General features: G+C 56.4%; 13 protein-coding genes. 9 read left to right on the top strand and 4 right to left on the bottom strand.

Going from position 1 to position 20,810, the window contains the following annotated elements; all coding sequences use genetic code 11:
- Positions 1-60: 60 nt before the first annotated feature.
- From BLT38_RS03700 to BLT38_RS03710, 3 genes are all read left to right on the top strand, one after another.
- Complete coding sequence (locus BLT38_RS03700; protein ID WP_231966719.1) at positions 61-1,197, top strand: hypothetical protein; 1,137 nt, start codon at positions 61-63, stop codon at positions 1,195-1,197.
- 99 nt (positions 1,198-1,296) lie between these two features.
- The gene (locus BLT38_RS03705) at positions 1,297-2,073 is read left to right on the top strand and encodes a c-type cytochrome (protein ID WP_156785001.1); all 777 of its coding nucleotides are present in this window, start codon (positions 1,297-1,299) and stop codon (positions 2,071-2,073) included.
- A gap of 26 nt (positions 2,074-2,099) precedes the next feature.
- Complete coding sequence (locus tag BLT38_RS03710; protein ID WP_231966720.1) at positions 2,100-3,746, top strand: acido-empty-quinoprotein group A; 1,647 nt, start codon at positions 2,100-2,102, stop codon at positions 3,744-3,746.
- A 15-nt stretch (positions 3,747-3,761) separates the two neighbouring features.
- Here BLT38_RS03710 and BLT38_RS03715 read toward each other — a convergent pair whose 3' ends face one another.
- Together BLT38_RS03715 and BLT38_RS03720 are read right to left on the bottom strand one after the other, a co-directional pair.
- Positions 3,762-5,318, bottom strand: a complete 1,557-nt coding sequence (locus BLT38_RS03715; RefSeq protein ID WP_083346902.1) for a glycoside hydrolase family 27 protein — start codon at positions 5,316-5,318, stop codon at positions 3,762-3,764.
- 175 nt (positions 5,319-5,493) lie between these two features.
- On the bottom strand, positions 5,494-6,066 hold the full coding sequence (locus BLT38_RS03720; RefSeq protein WP_156785002.1) for a carboxymuconolactone decarboxylase family protein: 573 nt from the start codon (positions 6,064-6,066) through the stop codon (positions 5,494-5,496).
- Positions 6,067-6,239: 173 nt separating this feature from the next.
- Here BLT38_RS03720 and BLT38_RS03725 point away from each other — a divergent pair, with 173 nt between their 5' ends.
- The 5 genes from BLT38_RS03725 to BLT38_RS03745 all read left to right on the top strand — a co-directional run bounded on the left by BLT38_RS03725 (position 6,240) and on the right by BLT38_RS03745 (position 14,403).
- Complete coding sequence (locus tag BLT38_RS03725) at positions 6,240-7,517, top strand: MFS transporter (RefSeq protein ID WP_083343974.1); 1,278 nt, start codon at positions 6,240-6,242, stop codon at positions 7,515-7,517.
- A gap of 29 nt (positions 7,518-7,546) precedes the next feature.
- Positions 7,547-8,077, top strand: a complete 531-nt coding sequence (locus BLT38_RS03730) for a carboxymuconolactone decarboxylase family protein (protein ID WP_269456842.1) — start codon at positions 7,547-7,549, stop codon at positions 8,075-8,077.
- 241 nt (positions 8,078-8,318) lie between these two features.
- The gene (locus tag BLT38_RS03735) at positions 8,319-10,871 is read left to right on the top strand and encodes an NACHT domain-containing protein (protein ID WP_083343976.1); all 2,553 of its coding nucleotides are present in this window, start codon (positions 8,319-8,321) and stop codon (positions 10,869-10,871) included.
- A gap of 109 nt (positions 10,872-10,980) precedes the next feature.
- Positions 10,981-13,572: an ankyrin repeat domain-containing protein gene (locus BLT38_RS03740; RefSeq protein WP_083343977.1), complete on the top strand. Its 2,592-nt coding sequence runs from the start codon at positions 10,981-10,983 to the stop codon at positions 13,570-13,572.
- Positions 13,573-13,644: 72 nt separating this feature from the next.
- A complete protein-coding gene (locus tag BLT38_RS03745) occupies positions 13,645-14,403 on the top strand; it encodes a SapC family protein (RefSeq protein WP_083343978.1) in 759 nt (252 codons plus the stop codon).
- 404 nt (positions 14,404-14,807) lie between these two features.
- Here BLT38_RS03745 and BLT38_RS03750 read toward each other — a convergent pair whose 3' ends face one another.
- Positions 14,808-15,572 (bottom strand): SGNH/GDSL hydrolase family protein, encoded by a 765-nt coding sequence (locus BLT38_RS03750; protein WP_083343979.1) that lies wholly within the window; start codon positions 15,570-15,572, stop codon positions 14,808-14,810.
- 119 nt (positions 15,573-15,691) lie between these two features.
- Positions 15,692-18,952, bottom strand: coding sequence for a TonB-dependent receptor (locus BLT38_RS03755; protein ID WP_172838134.1), 3,261 nt, complete (start codon positions 18,950-18,952; stop codon positions 15,692-15,694).
- A 293-nt stretch (positions 18,953-19,245) separates the two neighbouring features.
- Between BLT38_RS03755 and BLT38_RS03760 the strand changes: the two genes are divergently transcribed.
- Positions 19,246-20,616, top strand: a complete 1,371-nt coding sequence (locus tag BLT38_RS03760; RefSeq protein WP_083343981.1) for a hypothetical protein — start codon at positions 19,246-19,248, stop codon at positions 20,614-20,616.
- Positions 20,617-20,810 lie beyond the last annotated feature (194 nt).

The following is a 20,810-nucleotide window of genomic DNA, read 5'->3' on the forward strand; positions in this document are numbered from 1 at the left end:
CCCACATCACTGGTTGCCGGTAACTTTCTGCAGTATCAGCCCGAAGCACGCGGCATCGCAGTGGCGCATCTGGAACTCTTTCGGCGGATGCCGTTAAGTTTTCTCCCCAGCCTGCTTCAGGAGCTAATTGAGTACGACCACAATTTTCCGGCAGAACGCGATGCTTTGAGCAGCGAATTGAATTACCTGAGCAATCTTTCGCCGACACAGCTGGAACACGTGTTCAAAGAGTTTGCACAGATCCAAGTGTCCGGGGAACAGAGCAAGCTTGATTGGGTCAATCAGCCCCTAACGTTCACTGAGGCCTTCTCCGCTAACTTATGGAGCACGCATCAGATGATCGCTTTTCAGAAAGCGGCCGCGACCTATAGTGAGCAGTTGCACGCGGCTGTCCCGGCTCAATTGCCTGTTGTACCCAGGGTGGGCATCGCAGTTATCGGAGCAGGGGTGGATTCTTACTCCAACATTCTCTTTGAGCAGCTGCGACCGCACGGTACTTATTTCAGCAACATTCAGCCCGAAGGTGGTATGGAGAAGCTGTTGGCGGCAACAGTGTCCCGCGCCGAAAGTCACCCCATTCCTTTTGGACATTGGTACGTCGATGGCGGCAAATCAGCGGGCACCAACCCGAGTCTGGCCTGTGTGTCTTACGATGCTCTCTTGCCCGCGCGCAGAGCTCTTCTGAGCAAGATTCAGAACGAGGTAAGCAAGCCCGGCACCGGGCCGGAAAGCCTGCGGAATTACATTGCGCACCTGCAGCCAGAACAGTTGGGGCTTGGCGGAGGAACACTGGATCGATTCCAGATGAAGCTGCTGACTGATGGTTCCGGCACGCAGATATTCAGCACGACCTTTGCTCAATGGACGACGCGCGAGGTGCTGCGACGGGCCTCAGCGACGACCCTGCTCGTACGATTTGCGCCGCGACAACGGCAAAGACCCATGAACGAGTTGCTTTCAAATGACCAGCGCGAGGTTGAGCTTGATCCGGTTGGCTCGCTGGTCGATGCCGACATGGCTGCGTACTACCAGTGGATCAATCAGCAACGCTTGCCGGGACACGACCGGTCAGTGTTCCTCGTCTGGTACGAAGGCCACCGCCAGGCGCTAGCAATTGGTCCTACACTTCCGCGCGGAGTTGAGTCCAAATCTGCGCTGGACCTGGGGGCATTGTTTGCTGTTGCGACGGGCACCTGAGTCCTGATGGGAGCAGGCCTATGCAGATGAAAGATATCAAGAGTTCTACCTGGGCCGCTGTACTGATGTGAGAGCAATGTTTTCGGAGGCGGGTGAATTTTGAGCAAGAATTTGCGGTTCATTTTAGGTTTCGCTCTGTCGATGTTCGCTGCTGCTTCGGCGCAGTTTCCTAAGGCAGTGGTCGATCCCGCATCGGCGGAGCGCGGCGCAAAGCTGTATGGCAGCAACTGTGCACGATGCCACGGTGACGATGCCCGCGGCACCACGGCCGGTCCGGACATGATCCGTTCTGAAGCCGTCCTCCGCGATCGCCGTGAGGCACTCCACGGTCGCGACCTTGGGCCTTTGCTCCGCACGATTCCGCAGCATAATTTCAAATTCAGCGACAAGGAGAATGCGGACCTGTCGCAGTTTTTGACTCTTTCCATCAACAAGATTCTGCGTAGCGGCTACAACGACCAGCCCACGAATCTGTTGAGCGGTGACGCGAAAGCCGGCGAAGCATACTTCAATGGCGCAGGCGGGTGCAGTAGGTGCCACTCGCCCACGGGAAATCTGGCGGGAGTGGGTAAGAAGTACACCACTGCGGCGCTGCAGCAGAAGTTCCTGTTTCCTGGCAGCGGAATTCGCGGTGCTACGAAGTTACTGGTCACCGTGAAGCTTCACGATGGCAAGACGTATAGCGGAGATGTGGTTCGTATTGACGACTTCAACGTGACGCTGCGAAGCTCCGACGGGATTTCACATAGCTTCAGTCGCACGCCGGGAACAGTCGTTACCGTGGTTCATCCGTTTGCGGCGCACGAGGCCCTGCTCGATCAATACACCGATGCCGACATCCACAACCTGACTGCTTACCTGGACACGCTAAAATGACCGGCCTCGCGATGAAGTTACGCAACATGCCACTGTTCCTGCTTGCCGTCTACATGCCGCTTCTGGCGCAGACATCCGTGAACCAGAACAATCCGCACGATACGACCAAGCGCGATCCGGGAGCTGTTCGCACCGCGGCAACGCAGAAGGCACCTGTGGATGCCGGCGTACCGAGCCTCGCGGCCGGAGATTGGCCAACCTATAACGGAGATCTGTCCGGCCGTCGTTATAGCCCTCTGACGAAGATCAACACGACCAACGTCAAGCAACTGGAACTGGCATGGACCTTCCGCGTCAACGAGACGTCGGGTGGCGGACGCCGCATTTCATCCACTCCGCTTGAGGTTGACGGCGTGTTGTACTTCACCGTTCCCAGCCATGTGTGGGCGGTGGACGCTCGCACTGGCGTCAAGCTTTGGCAGTTCGACTGGAAGAGCAAGGGCGGAGAGGCAATCGGCAATCGCGGTGTGGCCGTTCGTGGCAATACGGTTTACTTTGAGACGGAAGACGATTACCTTGTCGCGATTGACCGATCCACAGGCCAGGAGAAGTGGCATGCAGAGATTGGCGAGGCTGAAGCGAACCGCGCGAAGTTCAACTTCGGCAGCGTACCGCCCACCATCATTAAGAACCACGTGATGGTAGGTGTCTCCGGTGATGACTTTGATGTGCCAGGCTTTATCGAAGCACACGATCCGGAGACGGGGGCACTACAATGGCGTTGGTATACGCACCCCAACCCCGGGGAGCCGGAGGCGAAAAGCTGGCCTAATGATGAAGCCATGCTGCACGGCGGTGGAATGACCTGGGTGCCCGGAACATACGATCCGGAGTTGAACCTCTACTACTTTGGCACAGGCAATGCACAGCCGGTCATCAACGGTGAAGCACGGCCGGGCGACAACCTCTATACCGGCACCATATGCGCACTGAACCCGGATACGGGCAAGCTGGTGTGGTACTTCCAACCTAATCCGCACGACACGCACGACTGGGATGCCGTGCAGACGCCCGTACTCATCGACGGCGTGATCAATGGCCAGAAGCGCAAGCTGTTGGCGCAGGCCAGCCGCAATGGTTGGTTCTTCGTACTGGATCGCACGAATGGCAAAGCTCTGGTCAGCACGCCGTTTGCTCACCAGAGCTGGACGCTCGGTCTCAATAGCAAAGGCCAGCCCATCCCAAACCCAGAGAAGATGCCCAAACCAAATGGCTCGCTGGTGTCGCCCAACCAGTCAGGCGCGGCGAACTGGCATCCTCCTTCATACGATCCGCAGACCGGACTGTTCTATGTCGCCGCATCCGACGCATACAGCGTCTACTACGTTTTCGACAACAACAAGAAGCCCGAAGGATGGGCGGGCAATGATCGAGGCGGCTACTCGAGATTTGCGTTGCGTGCGCTGGATTACAAGACGGGCAAGCTGAGATGGGAACACCCGTGGATCGCTGGCAGCGCACGCTCCGGCATGCTGACCACGGCAGGCGGCCTTCTATTCACAGGCGACACCGTCTCAAGCTTCGTTGCGTTCAACGCCGCGACGGGTGCAATCCTGTGGCACGCGGGGCTGGGTAACCCGGTGACCAACGGCCCAACGACGTTCGTGCTTGATGGGCAGCAATACGTCACGGCTGCAGCGGGCGACACACTGTATGCCTTCGTGTTGCGATAGCGACGGGAGCTGCTCTTATGGCGTGACCCGCAGGAGAACCACGCCGTGAACCGGCACGGTTGCCTGATAAGGGGTTCCGCTTACGTTGACTGGTTCGTGTTTCCAGAGATCACGTACTTTGAATCCGGGGCGAGTGGAGAGGGCAGTCCAATCCAGGCTGGCGGGTGCGGGTGCGTTGCCGCGGTTGAAGAGGCCAACGACAGTCGATCCGTCTGACATCAAGCGGGTGAGTACTTCTACGGTTCCTTGCTTCGCCTGTCGTTGTACGGGATGGACAGCGGAATCCTGATCGATGGCGATGACATCTCCGTTCATAAGGATCGATTTCGTTTCTTCAGACATGTTGCTCAGGTCATTGCCTGCGATCAACGGCGCGGACAGAAGTGACCACAGACTCATGTGCGTGCGGTACTCGTCGGCGCTCATGCCGCCGTTACCCACTTCGAGCATGTCGGGGTCGTTCCAGCGGCCCGGGTGGTTGTAGGTTGCGATGTCGATCTGCGAGAAGCCGATCCTGTCCATGGATTCCCACTGATCGCGAATGTCGCCCGTGGTTCGCCACAGGTTTCCACCGGCCTTATAGCCCCACTTCCACGGATCGTTTTCGCCGTACTGGCAAAGGCTGAAGACGATTGGACGGCCAGTGCTCTGAAGGGCCTCTCCCATTTTCTGATAAAGCGCTTGATGGATCTCGGGCGTGGATTTGTAGATATTGCGCGCGCTGCAAAGATCGTACTTTAGGTAATCGATACCCCAGGATGCATATGTCTTAGCATCCTGCGCTTCATGGCCAAAACTGCCCGTGTAACCGGCACAGTTCTTGGGTCCCGGTGAAGAATAGATCCCAAGCTTCAAACCTTTGGAATGGACATAGTCAGCAAGTGCCTTCATGTCGTGAAACTTCTGGTTCAACTGGATGTTGCCATTGGCATCGCGGCCACCCTCCCACGTGTCATCAATGTTCACGTAGATGTAGCCCATCTTGCTCATGCCGGTGGATACAAGTGCGTCCGCAGCGGCACGCACATCTGCTTCCGTAACTCGACCTGCGAACTTGTTCCAGGAGTTCCATCCCATTGGCGGCGTACGCACCAGGCCGTTGTCTGGCAAGTCGCGTAGTGCGGGAAGCGGAAGTGGCGCGGGTGGCATGGCTGCCTCACGCGTGCTGCGCACCGCTTCGCCGGTCATGGTTTGACCGCGAAACCCAGTGGAGGTGAGAGTCATGGTGTCGCCGTGCAATGCGCCGTCGTATACCGTGGGCCGCCCACCAAAGCCGCCGGGAGTTGCATTAGGTGGTGGCGGAGGTGGGACGGTAGCGAAGTGAACCTTACCGGCTTCAATGCTCCCTTGCATGGGAATTCCGTTGGGATCGCGACCGTACCACTTGCCCGTCAAGGTATTGCCGTTCTGAGTCAGTTCGAAGAAGGTTTCGCGAAAGGTACCATCGCCGTTCGGAACTCGCAGATCCCAATATCCGGTCAGATTTCCCTGTGCATGTGCGGCCGCAGCCGTAAGCAGCACTCCAGCGGCAAAACATACAAACTTACGATCCATGCGGACGCGAATGCTCATGAACATTCCTCGAAACAGCGTGATCAGTGGAAGCCGCTCTGTTTCACGACGGTCGCACTGGCCCACTAATGTAACTGTAGGTAAGTGACAAAACGCAAGGACTCAATCGCATGAATGCGAACCGGGCGAGAGATGACGTGTTATTCCGCTGACATCGTGTGTCGGAGCGCTTAGTTCAGGATGAACTGGACACCGAAGGAAGGTACTCCTTGCTCATCTCCACATATCCCTCGCGTGCAGTCTTCTTACCGCGTTCGAGGTAAAGAGCCTCATCACGAGGTTGCCACGTGTCCAGCCCGTCGACGTAGCGGTTGTACATGCAAAAGGCCGCAGCGATGAGTATTGTGTCGTGGATCTCCACGTCGGTCGCGCCTTGTGCACGGGCCTCATCGATGTCGGTAGAGGTGACGTTTTTGCCGTCGGTCTGCACCTTGGCTGCGATGACAAGGAGGGTCTTGAGCTTTGCTGAAATCTCTGCAGACATAAAATCTGCCTTCACACGCTTGACCAGATCGTAGTCGTCGTCCAGGCATGCTGCCGCAATGGACCCGTGCACCGTCTGGCAAAAGTAGCAGTCATTCAGATAGGAGACATAAGTGGCGATCAACTCGCGATCCGCCTGTGGCAAGGAGTTTGGCGCGTGCAGCAAAACCTCCACCAGTTCATTCAGGGGCTTTGCTGTTTCAGGCCGAAACGCCATGGCGCTCCGGATGCCTTGCAGACCTTCAGGGAGTTGAATGTGTGGCACCGATCTCTCCTGGTTACGTGGTTGCGACAAAGCATAAACCGATATCGAACGAAGAGGATAGATCTAAACCGCATATCCAACTTTAGGTTGAAGACAAAATCGCGTCCCACTACCTACTATTCGCATGGATCAGCAAACAACCTTGAATTGCCCACAGAAGGACAGCAGAACGAATGCCTGATCCACGCGCTTCTGAAATAAGCGATGAACGCTCGATTCGGTATCCCGGCTGGGGCATAACGGCTGCCGCGTTCGTGGGTGTGATGACGAGTTTCTCGCCTATCGTCCCTTACACCTTTAGCCTTTTTCTAAATCCTCTTCATACTGCTTTTGGCTGGAAGCGCGAAGCGTTGGATGGCTCGTTTGCAATAGCAGCCATCACAGTAGCCGTGGTTTCTCCATTCCTTGGAATGCTGCTGGACCGTTTCCCGCCACGCCGCGTCATTCTTCCTTCGATCGTCGTCTTCGCATTGGCGCTGGCATCGCTCAGCCGCTTGAATGGTGACATCCACCGCTTCTACCTGACGTTCTTCGTCCTCGGGTTAGTCGCAAACGGCACCGCGCAGTTTGCTTACGCGCGAACGGCACTTACGTGGTTTCAGAAACGACGTGGCTTGGCACTCGCTTTGATTCTGACCGGCAGCGGTGTTGGGTCGATTCTTATACCGCCTTTGACTCAGTGGACAATCACACATCAAGGATGGCGAAGCGCTTACACGCTTCTGGGTGGCATTGCCCTGGTTGGTCTGCCGCTCACTGCGTTGCTGGTTCGAAACCGTCCTACCCCCACTCTCGATCGAAGCAACGCGGTCCCCGCTGGCATGTCCGTCAAAGCATCTCTGGCGAGTACAGCGTTCTGGGTGCTTTGTGCGATCACGATATTGTCCGCCTTCAGCGAGAACGGCCTTGTCACCAATCTTGCTGCCATTCTCACGGGCCATGGACTTAGCGCAGAAAGCGCGGCACTCGCCCTGTCTGTGCGGGGCGGAGCGGGAATTATAGGCAGGCTGTGTGTAGGTTTTCTGATCGACCGCTATTCGCCACAGCGCATCCAGACAATCATCCTGTTGATCGCCGCGTTGGGCACGCTTGTACTTGCCTTTGCCGGTTCCTCTCTCATGGCATTGCTCGGAGCTGCACTACTCGGAGTGGGTTTGGGAAGCGAAGCAGATGTACTTCCGTATCTCCTTGCGCACTACTTCGGCCGCAAACATTTTTCAGTGTTATATGGCCTCACCTGGACGGCCTATGCAGTGGGAGGCGGCACAGGGCCCGTATTTATTGGTCATCTGTATGACACTGCTGGCTTCTACCATTCGCGCTTTATCGTCTACCTGGCGGTAGTTGCTGCTGGGGCTGCGGCTGTGAGTCTAGTGCTTCGAAGCGAACGCAGCACAACCCTACACAATTCCAACCTGAATTTTGCAAATCCTGATTTATCCGAGGAGTAACTATGCCGCACATCGATCTGCCCGAAGGTATGCCTGGAATCACTGCAGGGTTCAGCTTCCGCCCTGAGACTGCGAAGCCTATGCGCGAACTCGCCCATGTGCTTCTGCACACATCGGGCAATGACGGCTTAAGTTCTGCCGACCGCGAACTTATCGCATCGTTCGTCTCTTCACGCAACGATTGCTTCTTTTGCAAGACAAGTCACGGCGCAGCTGCGGCCCACCTTCATGAGGACGGGGAACGTGTCGTCAATGCGGTGTGCGCAGAGTACGCCTCGGCACCCATCTCAAATAAGCTCAAGGCGCTACTTGCCATCGCTGAGGCGGTTCAGATTGACGGAAAACGCGTCACAAAAGATCTTGTAGACAAATCGAAAGCAGGAGGCGCGACAGATACCGATATCCACGACACGGTTCTGATTGCGGCCGCTTTCTGTATGTACAACCGCTACGTAGACGGCCTGGGTACTTGGCAGCCGCGGGATCCCTCCGCCTACGTGGAAATGGGAAAACGCATGGCAGAACGGGGATACTCCGGCGAACCTGAACCTCAGAAATGAGGATTGGTGCGATGGCCCGCAATCCCAATCGTCCATCCGATCGGGTTGGCAACCTCTGGTAACGGTTCTGGGTCCGATCAGATTGGTTCTCACAAGACTGAAATTATCGGTACTGATTTGATGAAGAACCAATTGTCAAATGCGAAAAGATGTTCTCAACTTGTTCCTCAGCAATCCGTTCCCTTGAACTCATTTTGCTAATATTGTTCGCACCCCCATACAAAGCAGTTCAGGCAGCTTCATGTCCAGTCCGTTGGCCAAATCCGCCGCCATCGCCACCGCTAAAACTGCGTGCGGTGCCGTCATTGGCATGGCTGGAGGTCACTTTGGCGTCCTTCTCCTGGGTGCTCTTGGCGTCGCAGGAGCCACTGCGGCTAGTGAACCAGCGAAGAAGATACTCGAATTCGCCTCCGAGAAAGCCAGCGAGATTGCTGCGGAAATTGGGCTCGAGGCCCTTCCTGAACGCGAATGGAACGACCCGCTCCAGCTCGTCTTCACCCAGTCGTTTCGCAAGGCTCTCAATGAGATTCACGCGCATGCCGCGGCCTCACCATCCATTTCTGGCTATGGTGTAGTTACCCAGGAATTCAAAGACTGGTTTGGCAGTTGGGACCTCGCTCTTGAAGCCTCTCTTCTGGAAGACTTTGATCAGATCCTCCTTGGCCCCGATACCAGCGAGGAAGCGGAATGTCGACTGCGTCACTGCCTTGCCCTCTTGAATGCGCAAGGAATGTTGCTCGAAACCAAAACGAAGAGAGATGCAACTCGCCGCCTAATTACCTTCCAACAGAATCAGTTTGAAGAGCCACCGCAAGCGCTGATTGATTTGCTCAAGGACCGCCTTCCCGTCATTCTGCCGCCCATCTTCGACGACTTGCTTACCCGCGAGAACAACGATCAAGCGAACAAGCTGTACGTCAACAAGTTCATCGAACGTTTTAGGGATCAATTCGGCCCATCGATCCTCTCCATCAAACAGACTGTCGTATCCATCAAGCAAGATACGGTCCTTATTCCTGGGATGGATGCCAAGATGGACATCTTGCTAGAGGCTCTTCAGCACAAGGATGCCCTTGAGGCCGCAGAAAACTCATCCGCTCTGGCAGATTCCCATTCGCGGCTGGTCGTTCCGATTCCTGTTTACGGAGAGTTCGATCAGCTGGACCGTTTTTCCGGTCGGCAGGACGACCTGGATTGGCTGACGAAGGTCGGGGGAAGCTGGGAAACCAAGATCGCAGCGATCATTGGCATCGCCGGCAACGGGAAAACAGCGCTTGGCCGTAACTGGGTAAAGCAACAGATTGAAAAAGCCGGACGCAAGTTCTCCGGCGTATTTGAATGGCGATTTTATCTCCAGCGTAGCCAGGAAGAGTGCGCAGCAGAACTGGAGAAGTTCCTCACAAGACAAGTCGGAGCGTCCGAACGGCGATCCAACGAGCGCCTCGAAGATTGGCTGGCAGAACAGATAGAACGGCGGCCAATTCTGCTGTTGCTCGACGGAATTGAGGTCTTACAGACGCGAAGCGGCCAAACCGCCGGTAGATTGCAGAACGGCCCAATTCGCGATCTGCTGGAGCTGATGTGCGTTAACGAGGTTGCAACGGGACTCGCCGTCGTGACCAGCCGCACTTCGTTATCGGACTTCAAACGGCATGAGGGATTTGCATATCATGAGCGGGAACTCCGGGGACTCAGCGAAGAGGACGGTCTTGCTCTACTCAAAAACGTGCGAGATGTTGGCGAAGCGGAGAAACGAAAATATGTCCGCGATCTGAAGGGACACCCCCTTGCGTTGCGGACATTCGCCCTTATCGCGAAACAACAGCCGATGCGGTTCGGGAACGCGGCGGCTTTTCTGGCGATGAAGCTTGATCTGGTAGCAGATCTCGATCTCAAGCAGCGACTTGAGAAGATATTGAATGCCTACGAGGGCGGTCTTGAGCCCCTTGACCGCGAGATTCTGCGCACAGTCTCGGTTTTTCCGGCGGGCTGCACAGGCCAGATGATCGCGAGTCTGGTAGTAGTCGCAGCTTCGCGCGAGCGCAGGATCGACCCGAGCCAGGTGGCCCGACGTTTGCAATCACTCGTCAACGACGGGGTACTTTTCGGCGGTGGCGTCGCTTGGCGAGAAGCTCAGAACTCTTATTCGTGTCATCCGATTTACCGCGAACATTTTCGGGTAAACAGTAACGACGTGGCACGGGTTGCCGCAACCGTATTGCTTAGCGGCCACCCGTCGGGATTTCAGCCGCGCAATCCTTCCGAGGCTATGCCTTATCTGCATGCGATCGAGATCCTTTCAGAAGCTGGGGACTTAAAAACAGCAAATTACGTTCTTGGAAACAATCTCGATTGGGCTGATACGCTGACGGCGATGGGCGAGCCCAGGCTTGCCCTCGACTGCCTGAACTGCTTTCTCGGCGATGACCGGCGCGCTGTATGTGAGGCCACGTTCAGTAGCCGATGGCTTTACGTAATGACCGAGAAGTACATCGGGCTTCTGATGGACATGGGGGAGTGGCAGGAGGCGGAACGGCAAGTCCGGCTGGCCGAGGAAGCCGGCGGTGAATGGGAGCCAGCGGGGGTACTCGCCCATCTACGGTTCCGGATTGAAAAGGAAATCGGTTCGCCGGCGGCTGCACGCGAAAGTTTGTTGGCCTACGTGAAGCAAGGCTCGCCGAAAATGGGGCGCCCCGCAGTCTTCGATCTTGCGGAAATCGAGCGTAGGCTTGGCCGGTTCGATGAGTCCTGTCTGTTGACAACGGACTGGATTCGCGAAACCGCACGACGGTGATATTGCAGGCTATCTGGTGGGCCTTCCGGATGCCTACACGAATCTAGCCTACTGCCTGAGGAAGGTAAATCCGGAACAGTCCGTACGCCTATTTCGGGCGTGTGGCTGGGTGCAGGACAACTATTTTGGGTACAACGGAGAAGGGGCTCGGCGCGCGGAGTTTGAAATCGCCTATGCGGAAGAGCGGTGGGATTTCTATGTGGAGCGCGCACGGGAATATGCCTCAGCGGTGCAACGTCAGGGAAACGCGAGTAGCGCCGCTACATGGCGGACCGCGGTCGCCGAGGGGCTGAACAAATCCAATAAGCCGGCGGAGGCAATCCGTGAAGTGCGCCGTGCGCTGTTCGAGGTCCATCCGGAATCCTGGGCGCACCGAAGTGCGCAAGTGCAACTGGCAAAAGCGAGGCTATTGGAGCGTGACTATGCCATCGCGCTAGGCGAAGGACGTAACGTGATGGCTCTCGCCAGAAGGCTTAGTGACGTGCTCCTTCTCAGGGATGCAGCGGCCGTCGTTCGAGAAACTGGCGAGGCGCTGAGTGATTTGGGGATTGTGAGCGAGGCCGAAGCAGAGTTGGAAGCAATTCGGCGGCTTCGCAACCTTCCCAACGGGTGGGATCCCGCGCTTGATGTACTGCCGGGCGAACCAGGATGGGACGAGCACCTCTCGAAACTGCTGATCGAGGCGGCGGGCGCCAGCAAGGAAGCCCCGCAACGGCTTGACGCGGCACTTGTTCAGGCCGCAGAGCTGGGTTTGGCAACCGCCATCAAGATTCTTGCCAAGCAGGGCGCGTCGCTCACGGCAAGGGACGAAAAAGGAAATACCGTACTAGAAATCGCCGCAAAGAAGGGGCACTCGGCCGCCGTCGCAGCTCTGCTCGCCTCTGGGCTGCTGCCATCAAGTGACGGCTCGGGCTGGGTTCCGGCGATTGTGGGCGCGATCGGGGCTGGACACGACGAAATTGCGGCGCAGCTGATTGATGGTCTGGAATCGCCGGGCGACGAGCGCCTTCGTAACTGGCTACTGCGGACAACCTCAATATCAGGCCTGCGGACCGCTTCTGCCATCCTCAGGAAAGTATCGTCGATCAACGCCACCAATAACGCCGGACTGCATCCCTTCGTGAACGCAGCACGCGAGGGTAATCTGCCACTCGTCAAGCTGCTCTTCGATCATGTGCCCCATGTGGATGTGACGGAACCAGATGGCGAGACTGCCTTGATTGCCGCTGCAAAAGTTGGGTCGGTGCCGGTCGTCGAGTTTCTGCTGGAAAAAGGCGCCAAAATCGACACCATTGATGATGAGGACCGGACTCCTGTACTGGCCGCCATTGAAGGTGGACACACGATGACCGCTTTCGAGTTGATCCAGCGCCAAAGCCCAGGAGAACTGCATTCGGATCGGGTCCGGCGTGCGGTGGTAGATGCTGCAGCACGTGGCAGGCTCGATCTGGTCCGGTTACTCGAATCTATTGGCGCGCCGCTTTCAGGCCAGGATGGCAGAGGGTGGACACCGATTGTGGCGGCTGCCAGAGCGGCGGCGGAGAGCGTGTTGCGCTTCCTTCTGGAAGCGAAGGTAGATGCTAACGAATCCGACAGCGACGGCGAGACGCCTTTTCTGGCGGCGGCTGCATACGGGCATCTCGGGACGCTGGAGCTTCTGCGGAGCGTGGCGACAATCGATGTCCATGACAGAAGAGGGCGAACCGCCATCAGCCTTGCTGTCGAGAACGGACATCTCGCGGCCGTCCGGCTTCTGAAGAGCTTTGAGCTCGCGGCAGACTTAAAAGACCCGTCTATACAGAGCGCGCTGCGGACAGCGGCCGAGAAGGGAGACAACGAAGTTCTGCTCGAAGTGCTGCAAGATGCTTCGCCGGAAGACATGTCCGCGATCTTCCCCGATCGCCTGGATAACGTGCTCGTCGGCGGAGGGGTGGATGCGAACGCCATCCGGTCGCTGGTGGATGATTTTGCGGCCGAAAAGGATCGGGAGAACCGTCTGCCGTCGCGAAATCCCACGACGCTTTCGGAGCCAGCGGCACAGGCTCAGATCTGCACAGTGGGACTTGCCACGAACGCGAGCTTCGGAAGGCTCCCCTTGATGCAGGCATCGCACGAGCTGACAACCGTATTCCGCGATTGGCAAAAGAAAGCCACATTCTCAAACGTCGGCGAATTCGATGTCGAAAGCCTACGTTGGGCTGCGCTGCCGTTTCTTCCAGGCTGGCGGCTTGCCCTGCTCTCTCACAAGAACGGAGTGGCAGTGCCATTCGTCGTAAAGCAGCAGGATGTCCGACTGGCGAGGGCAAAAAATGATTGGCTCTACGACCTGAAGGACGAAACGACAGCAGAACAAAGCCCCGAAATCCTGAAAGCTTACTGCTTGTTCTTTTTTGCCGTGGTGGTGGGGGCGCGTGGCGCGTTCCGTTTTGTCGATAGGGTGGAGCAGCTTCCATGGAAGCCCAGTGCCGGACAGTCTGACCGGGACCGCGTGAAGCGGCATCTAGAGGTGCTGCGGTATGTGGGGAAGGCCTCCGATGGGCGGCACGAGCTCCGTGGCACGGTGCTGTTCAAGAACGCGCTTTTCAGCACCTCGGTGATGATCGGAGAGGACTGGATACAGGAGCTTACAAATGAAGAGCTTCTTGAGGAGGACCTGCCGGTTTATGAGGGTAGGTCGTGGGATCTGTTGGTGAACGAGTGAGTCCGGGCAAGCGCCCGCATGAATTTCGGCGCGACATGCTGAGGCTTGCGCCGGGAGCACGGAGGTATTTTTATGTCGGATATCGAAGCCAATCACAACGTCCCGGAGCCGAGCCCGAATCTTCCGATGTTCTATCGGAAGCCGCGGCCAATGGACCGGGCGCGAGACAAGGACCTCAAAATCGCGCGTACTACGTTCCGGTTCGCCGAGAAGACGAACGCGATTCCGATTGTGATCGACGAGTTCCCAATGGCCTCGGCCTACTACCCGATCGTGTTTGCAGCGGTTGTCGGACTTGTGAACGATTCCAATCTGTTTGTCGACGGAGAGGGACAGTGGGTGGACAGAGCCTACCTGCCCGGATATGTGAGGCGCTATCCGTTCATTCTCATGGACGATCCTGCGCACAAGCAATTCGTCCTCTGCATTGATGAGGAAAGTGACATGCTCGGGACGGAGCGTGGAGACGCGCTTTTTGACGGAGATGAACTAAGCGACGTTACCAGTTCCATGATGGAGTTTTGTGCTGCTCTACGGCAACAGGGAGACGCCACGAACGAGTTCGTATCAGCCCTAATGGAGTTTGGCATGCTGACAGAGATGTCTGGGGCCATAGAGCTCCCAGGAGGAAACCTTCAGCTAGGTGGTTTGCTGATTATCGACTCGAAGAAGTTCGACCAACTACCGAACAAGACATTTCTGAAGTGGCGGGAGAAGGGCTGGATTGGGCTTATCTATGCCCAGCTCTTTTCGTTGCATCGGTGGCAAAACCTTGGGGCGATGACGGCGCCGGAAGTTCGCCGGGAGGCGGGTGGAACTGCAACGGGCTAAGAGCCGCCCTGAGTTATCGATGCTTTTTATCACGAATGGCCGAGTGAGCGTGGATGCTCAATTAGAGCTGAAGCGATGCTCTCATACGTGCGCCGTTTATGGCCGCCCCATTCTAATGGCCGGAAATCTCGGCCAAGTTGCTCAAAGAAAAATGAAACTCGAACCAGATCGGTGTATGGCAGCACCGACAATCACACCCCATCGACAGCAGGAAGCCCGTCGCGAAACAGGACCTCATCGCCGCCAACATCAAGCTCTTGATTGAGTAGTTGTAGGCAGGATACTCGGACGCCTTGCCCCATTACCTCACCGCCATGGGGCGTTTTCACAACCACTCTATCGGAAACGTCTTGGAGATCGCACGAAAAGCTCGTTCGCCATTCGTTAAGAGGAGAGAAGGCTGGCTACCTGTGATTGAGTGCTTGAGCAATACCTTGTTCCGCAAGCGGTGTCATGATCTCGTAACCAGCTTCCGTAGGATGCACTTCGTCTGAAGACAGCCCCGGTTTCATGCCTCCCGCGTCGTCTGCCATGGCAGTGTAGTAATCGACAAAGACGAAATTATTTTCAGCGCAGAATGTTTTGAGCCATCGGTTCACTTCGCGGATATCTGCAACGCCATTGATGCCTGGTCTCCAGCGGTATCGTGCAGCTGGCAAGATCGACCCAATCACCAACCTGATTCCGTTGTCCTTTGCGATTGCGGCCATGGATCGGAGGTTGTCCTCAATCATCATTGGCGAAGAGGGGCCCGTGTTGCGTGCGATGTCATTTGTTCCTGCCAGCAACACAAGCACCGAAGGATGCAGGCGTACGACATCTTGCTGAAATCGAAGCAACATCTGCGGCGTAGTCTGGCCGCTGATGCCTCGGTTGATGTAACCCTTGCCAGGAAAGAATGTTCCTACCTTGCGGCCCCAACGGTCCGTTATGGAATCGCCGAGGAACACGACGCGTTGTTCGCCTGCACGTGGCGGTGGCAGTGCTTCATCTTCCGCGCGATAACGTGCGAGGTTAGGCCAGTCGGCAAGCTGTGTGCGCATACGTTCTACATCTGCTGGTGAAGGCGCAGCAACAACCGGCGTTGTCGCTGTAGATTGTGATTGTTGAGCGAAAGCGGCCGTTGCACAGAAGGACAAAAGTGCGAAGACGACATGTCTTGTGTTCATTGCGTAACTCCAGTAGCGAAGCGGGGACAAGCTTTACGCGACGACAGGCGTGAGCAAGCCATTAGTGGGAACATGCGCGTCGCTGATGTTGTGCATCGGCCACGTGCATGATTGTTGCTCTAGAAGGAATAACGAGCGGCGATCTGGATGATGCGTGGCGAACCTGCGCTGGTGATCTTTCCAAACTGCGCGTTGGTCCGCGTAGAGTTCGGGTTCCCAAGGTTCGCGCTGTTGAACAGGTTGAAGAACTCGCCGCGAATTTGCAGTGAGTGCTCATGCCACAATGCAATATTCTTGAAGGCAGAGAAATCCACGTTGGAATAACCAGGACCGACCAGCGAGTTGCGAGCGACAGTTCCGTATGGAGTTCCAGCGGGAACTGCGGTGAACGCGGCAGTGTTGAAGTACTGCGCGATCTTCTCGTCGCGGCTTCGACCGCTAGGCAGATTGGGATTGCCGACCTGGTTTGGGCGATCGTTGTTATTTCCGTTCAGATTGGAATCAACGCCGGACAGGACATTGATGGGAGCACCACTTCGCAGTTGTATCAAGGCATTCGTCTGCCATCCGCCGAGAATGTTGCGGCCAATTAAGCCAAAGTGATGGATAGCTGGTAGCGAATAGGAAGCGGATGCGACAAAGATTTGTGGCACGTTGATGTTCGAAATGCCCCGGTCGCGCAACAGGTTATTGTCATCCACTAACTGTGAGCCCGAGATGCTTGCTACGTCCGCAGATGCAATGTCGATGCCCTTTTGCCAGGTGTAATTGATCAGGACGGAGAAATTGTTCTGAAAGCGGCGATTCAGTGTGACCTGCAGAGCGTTGTAGTTGCCATTGCCAATGGGGGGCAATTCATAGATGCCCGCGAAAACGTACTGCGTAGGATTGGGTTGATATGGGCGTCGATTGTTAATGCCAGCAGTTGTGGTCGAGGCGCCGGGGGAATAGATCGGAGCATTCGCATCGCGGACAACATACTGTTTGCGCGAGCTGCTTCCCACGTAGGCAATCTGTGTCTGGAAGCGACCCGGAAGCTGCTGCTCAACATTCAAGTTGTACTCCTCAACATACGGCGTGCTGCTGTTGCCATTTGCCGGGATGCTGGCGATGCTTGCGCCCGATTGAAAGACCGGATTCGTACTGCTTACGATGTAAGGAAATGGATCCGCGGTGCTGCCGTATGGATTCACAAGGTTCGGTGTTTTGCTGACGGTGAGATCGAGCGCGTAGGGCTGCTGTTGCAGGTTCTGATTCAAGCCAGTTTGTAGACCTTCATAAAACAGTCCAAAACCGCCGCGCAACACTGTCTGTCCTGAGCGAAAGGCGTCATAGGCGAAGCCAAGCCGCGGAGCGACGTTGTGCCACTGCGTGCGCAGGATGCCGTTAGGAATGCCGGGATCGTCGGAGAACAGCAGCCCAACGGGAGCAGTGGGAAAGCGGCTTGAGTGGGCGTTCGGGACGAAGGTACCGAAGGTGTGATTCGCGGTCATGGGCGAGTAAATTTCCCAACGAACGCCTGCATTCAACGTGAGCCGATGTGTCATGCGCCAGCTGTCCTGCGCATACAGCGCGGGCTCTGTGCCATGCATACGGAAGTAGGTGCCAGTGTTTTGCCGAAACGTGGCTGCGTTCCCCAGGAGGAAATCTGCAAACGCATTGCCGGTGACGGCTCCGGTGAAGGTCGATACCGTGGATCCCGCGAATACGCCGGTGTCCTGATACTTCTTCCAGACAAAACTGCCGCCCATCTTCAGTTGATGATTGCCATGCGTCCACAAGAAGTTGTCGAAGATAGCCATGGCCTGCTGCGTCTTGTCATCGTTGCTGCTGGAGCCAGAGCCTGCGGTGAAATATCCCGTGATGGAGACGAAAGGTTGCGTTTGCAACAACGCACCTTCGTTGATCGAAGATCCCAACTCAGACAGGTAGTACTTGTTGAAGATGTTCCCGATGACACTGTGGTTCAGCGAGAACGAAAGATTAAGATTGTTCAGCTTGCTGGGAGACACGATCCACGCATCGTTCAGGATCAGGTTTGTCACGCCATTGGATTGATTCGTTCCGCTGTACGAGAGGATGGTGTTGCCTCCAGCAGTAGGAGTTAGCGAAAAACCGCGATGGAAGAACGTGGACAGGGAAAGCCTGTGCGACCCAGTCAGTTGCGTATCGAAACGAGCAAAGCCCTGGTTGGCGGTGCTGTTGCCACTTGTGACCTGTTGCGGGGAGGCGCCGGTCACCGCATCAGCCTTGGGAATCAGCTTCAGGATGTTCTGGGCTACGGGGTCAAGCAAGTTCGGGCAGATAACACCCTGAACCCCATTGCAGCTGTAGACCGTCCCGTTCGCCTGTTTTGGATAGCGTGATGCTGCTAGCGTCGAGAAGTCTCCACCTGCCTGTGCCGGCGTGGGCAGCACGATGCTGGAACTCGTGACCACTACGGGGGATGCGATGCGTATGCCCTCGTAGGAGAGAAAGAAGAAGTCTTTGTTATGCAGGATGGGGCCGCCTAAGTTAGCTCCAAACTGGTTCTGCTTCAGCGGGGTTACGCCGTTCACGAACATCTGTTGTGAATTCAGCTTGTCGTTACGCAGGTAGTCGTAGAACACGCCGTGGTAGGCGTTGGTGCCAGATCGCGTGATCACGTTGACAACGGCACCGGGCAGGCGGCCAAACTCCGCATCGAAGTTGCTGGTCAGTACGCGGAATTCCTGCAGTGCGTCTGGATTTGGGATCAGGTTGCCACTGTTACGGAAAAACGACGTGTTGTATGCGCCATCCAGATAGAACGAGTTGTCGTTATTGCGTCGGCCGTTCACGCTGAACAGCACTCCGTTGTAGCTTCCGGTCGGCGCCGTTCCGGAGTAGTTCGTCACACCGGGTGACAGGAGCGCTAAGCCGTAGGCAGAACGACCGTTCACAGGAAGATCCTGAATCTTCTTTTGGTCGATGGTCTGTCCCAGCTGTGAGTCAGTCGCGTTGATTTCCGCTGTCTCAGCCGTGATGGTTACAGATTGGTCGACGGATCCTGCCTTCAGGGCGAAGCTGACGTGGGCGTTCCCGTTTACGTCCACCACAACGTTGGTCTGGTGCTGCGTCGTGAAACTGGGGGAGACGCACGTCACCTCGTAGCGGCCTGGGGGTAGCGACGGAAAGATGTAGTTGCCAGACGCGTTGCTTTGAGTCGTAAGGCTCTGCCGAGTGTCCACGTTCGTGATGGTCACTTGTGCATTCGGGATGGAGGCTCCACCCGAATCCTCAATGGTGCCGGAGACAGCGCCGGTGATCGACTGAGCGAAGGACACGGCGGACAGGGCCAGCGGAGCCAGCGAGGCGAACAGAAGTGTGAAGGTGAGCCAGGCACCTCGTCCCAGTCCCAACCGGGTGCGGATGCAAGGGGGTATGTGGGAATGCGTCGGGGACGATTGCGGAACGGACACTGTATCCTCTTATCTCTTCACGGCAAGCCGGGTTTCCGGCTGCGAGTGAACGGTTGCGATAGCGCAACCATAGGGGAGACTATGACCGAGCCGTATGCCTTTCACCGTGAATCGCCCGATGCAGGAACATGTGCCTTGTAATGAGATACTTGCCATCTATTAAAACTGGGCTCTTGTAACGGTTACAGGTAGGTTTTATGCGCCATTCATCGAGTTCAATTCAACTGGGAACGATGGACGCTGTTCAAAATCCGACGATCGAAACAGCTAAGGCCGAATTTACAGTGGATGATCCCAGGTGGCTGCTGGTCAGGCGCATCGCGCGTTCAAATACCTTTGCCAGGGCGGATCGGTTGTCGAAGCTGTTGCTGTACGTCTGCAGGATGCATCTCTCCGGACGTGACAGCGAGGTGAATGAGCAGCGTATTGGCATTGACGTCTTTCGTCGGTCTCCCAGTTTCGACTCCGGAGCCGACACCATCGTTCGTACCCACGCCACACGACTCCGGCAGAAACTGGAGCTCTACTTCAGCACCGAAGGAGCAGATGAAGCTGTACGGCTGGAGATCCCTCGTGGCGGTTACGTCCCGCGTTTTGTCGAACATGTTCCACCCACCGTGCCCGCCAACATCCTCTCTCAGCCCTCTGAGGAGTCTGTGTCGCAGCCGGTACTACCGTTGCACCTTCCCCCGAATGCTGCTCCTGAGAGTAGAAATCCATTCGTCTGGGCGATGGGTGGGCTTCTCGCCGGTTTACTCGCTGCTCTGATGATCGCCGTTGTGCTTGTCCGTTCCGGCCACACAAGTGCTCTGTTCGGCTCGCAGAAAACATCGGTACAGACGACCGCCGAGCGACGCTTCTGGAATGGTTTGCTCCAAGGGAGTGAGCGTAGCTATGTGGTGGTGGGGGATAGTGGCCTAGTCCTGTACCAGACCTTCGCTCGCCGTGAGATCACGTTGTCTGATTACATTGCAGGTCGCTATCGCCGACCTGAGGAGAAGAATGAGGTGGCCGCGGCGAACGTATGGGAGAACGATCTTCCTGCGCGCCGTTACACGTCGGTCGCTGACCTGAACCTTGCCGTTCGATTCACACATCTGCCGCAGTGGGAGGATCAGAGAACGGAAGTGGTTTTCGCTAGAGATCTCCGGCCTGTGGATGCGGCCAAGTCGAACCTCATTCTCATCGGGTCGCGTGTTGCAAATCCTTGGGTCTCGCTTGTCGATTCTTCGATGAACTTTACGTTAGAGCCAAGCGGCGACGGACGTTTCGCATTTCGCAATCGTCATCCGCTAAAAGGCGAACAACTAACGTACGCGCCGTCCGACACAAATAGCGGGACTACCGATTCGTCCGTATACGCACTGGTCTATTACCGTCCTGAGAGCGACGGGGTCAAAAAGATTCTGCTGCTAAGCGGTCTGTGGCAGTCTGGAACCGAGGCTGCAGGGAAATACGTTCTGACTGATCCGCAGTTTGCTGCCTATCTCTCGAAGATCGAGCGACCAGATGGGACATTCCCCCAGTTTGAACTGCTGGTGCGTGTGCACAGCGTGGCAGGAAATGCATTTGCTTCCTCCATCATCGCCAGCCGCGTGAATTAGGCACAGTGCAGCTTGTCTTTTGGAAAACACACATCCGATTTCGCAGCATAGCGTTTAAGAATCTTCCGTATAGGTCATCTTGGCACTCGTCTGGGATGGCCTTTGTTTGTTGGGGTAACGCGCCGCTAGACCTTTATCTTTCTCTGGGAACCCCATCGGCTTTTCCGCTCGGTGGTCACGTCAGGCGGATCAAG

Origin of the sequence: Terriglobus roseus (genome assembly GCF_900102185.1) — a bacterium.
GTDB classification, from domain to species: Bacteria; Acidobacteriota; Terriglobia; order Terriglobales; family Acidobacteriaceae; genus Terriglobus; species Terriglobus roseus_A.

Coding starts and splice junctions, on each gene's coding strand:
- BLT38_RS03710 (WP_231966720.1), top strand. CDS start 2,100: ATGCCACTGTTCCTGCTTGCCGTCTACATGCCGCTTCTGGCGCAGACA.
- BLT38_RS03715 (WP_083346902.1), bottom strand. CDS start 5,318: ATGAGCATTCGCGTCCGCATGGATCGTAAGTTTGTATGTTTTGCCGCT.
- BLT38_RS03760 (WP_083343981.1), top strand. CDS start 19,246: ATGGACGCTGTTCAAAATCCGACGATCGAAACAGCTAAGGCCGAATTT.
- BLT38_RS03725 (WP_083343974.1), top strand. CDS start 6,240: ATGCCTGATCCACGCGCTTCTGAAATAAGCGATGAACGCTCGATTCGG.
- BLT38_RS03730 (WP_269456842.1), top strand. CDS start 7,547: ATGCCTGGAATCACTGCAGGGTTCAGCTTCCGCCCTGAGACTGCGAAG.
- BLT38_RS03735 (WP_083343976.1), top strand. CDS start 8,319: ATGTCCAGTCCGTTGGCCAAATCCGCCGCCATCGCCACCGCTAAAACT.
- BLT38_RS03750 (WP_083343979.1), bottom strand. CDS start 15,572: ATGAACACAAGACATGTCGTCTTCGCACTTTTGTCCTTCTGTGCAACG.
- BLT38_RS03745 (WP_083343978.1), top strand. CDS start 13,645: ATGTCGGATATCGAAGCCAATCACAACGTCCCGGAGCCGAGCCCGAAT.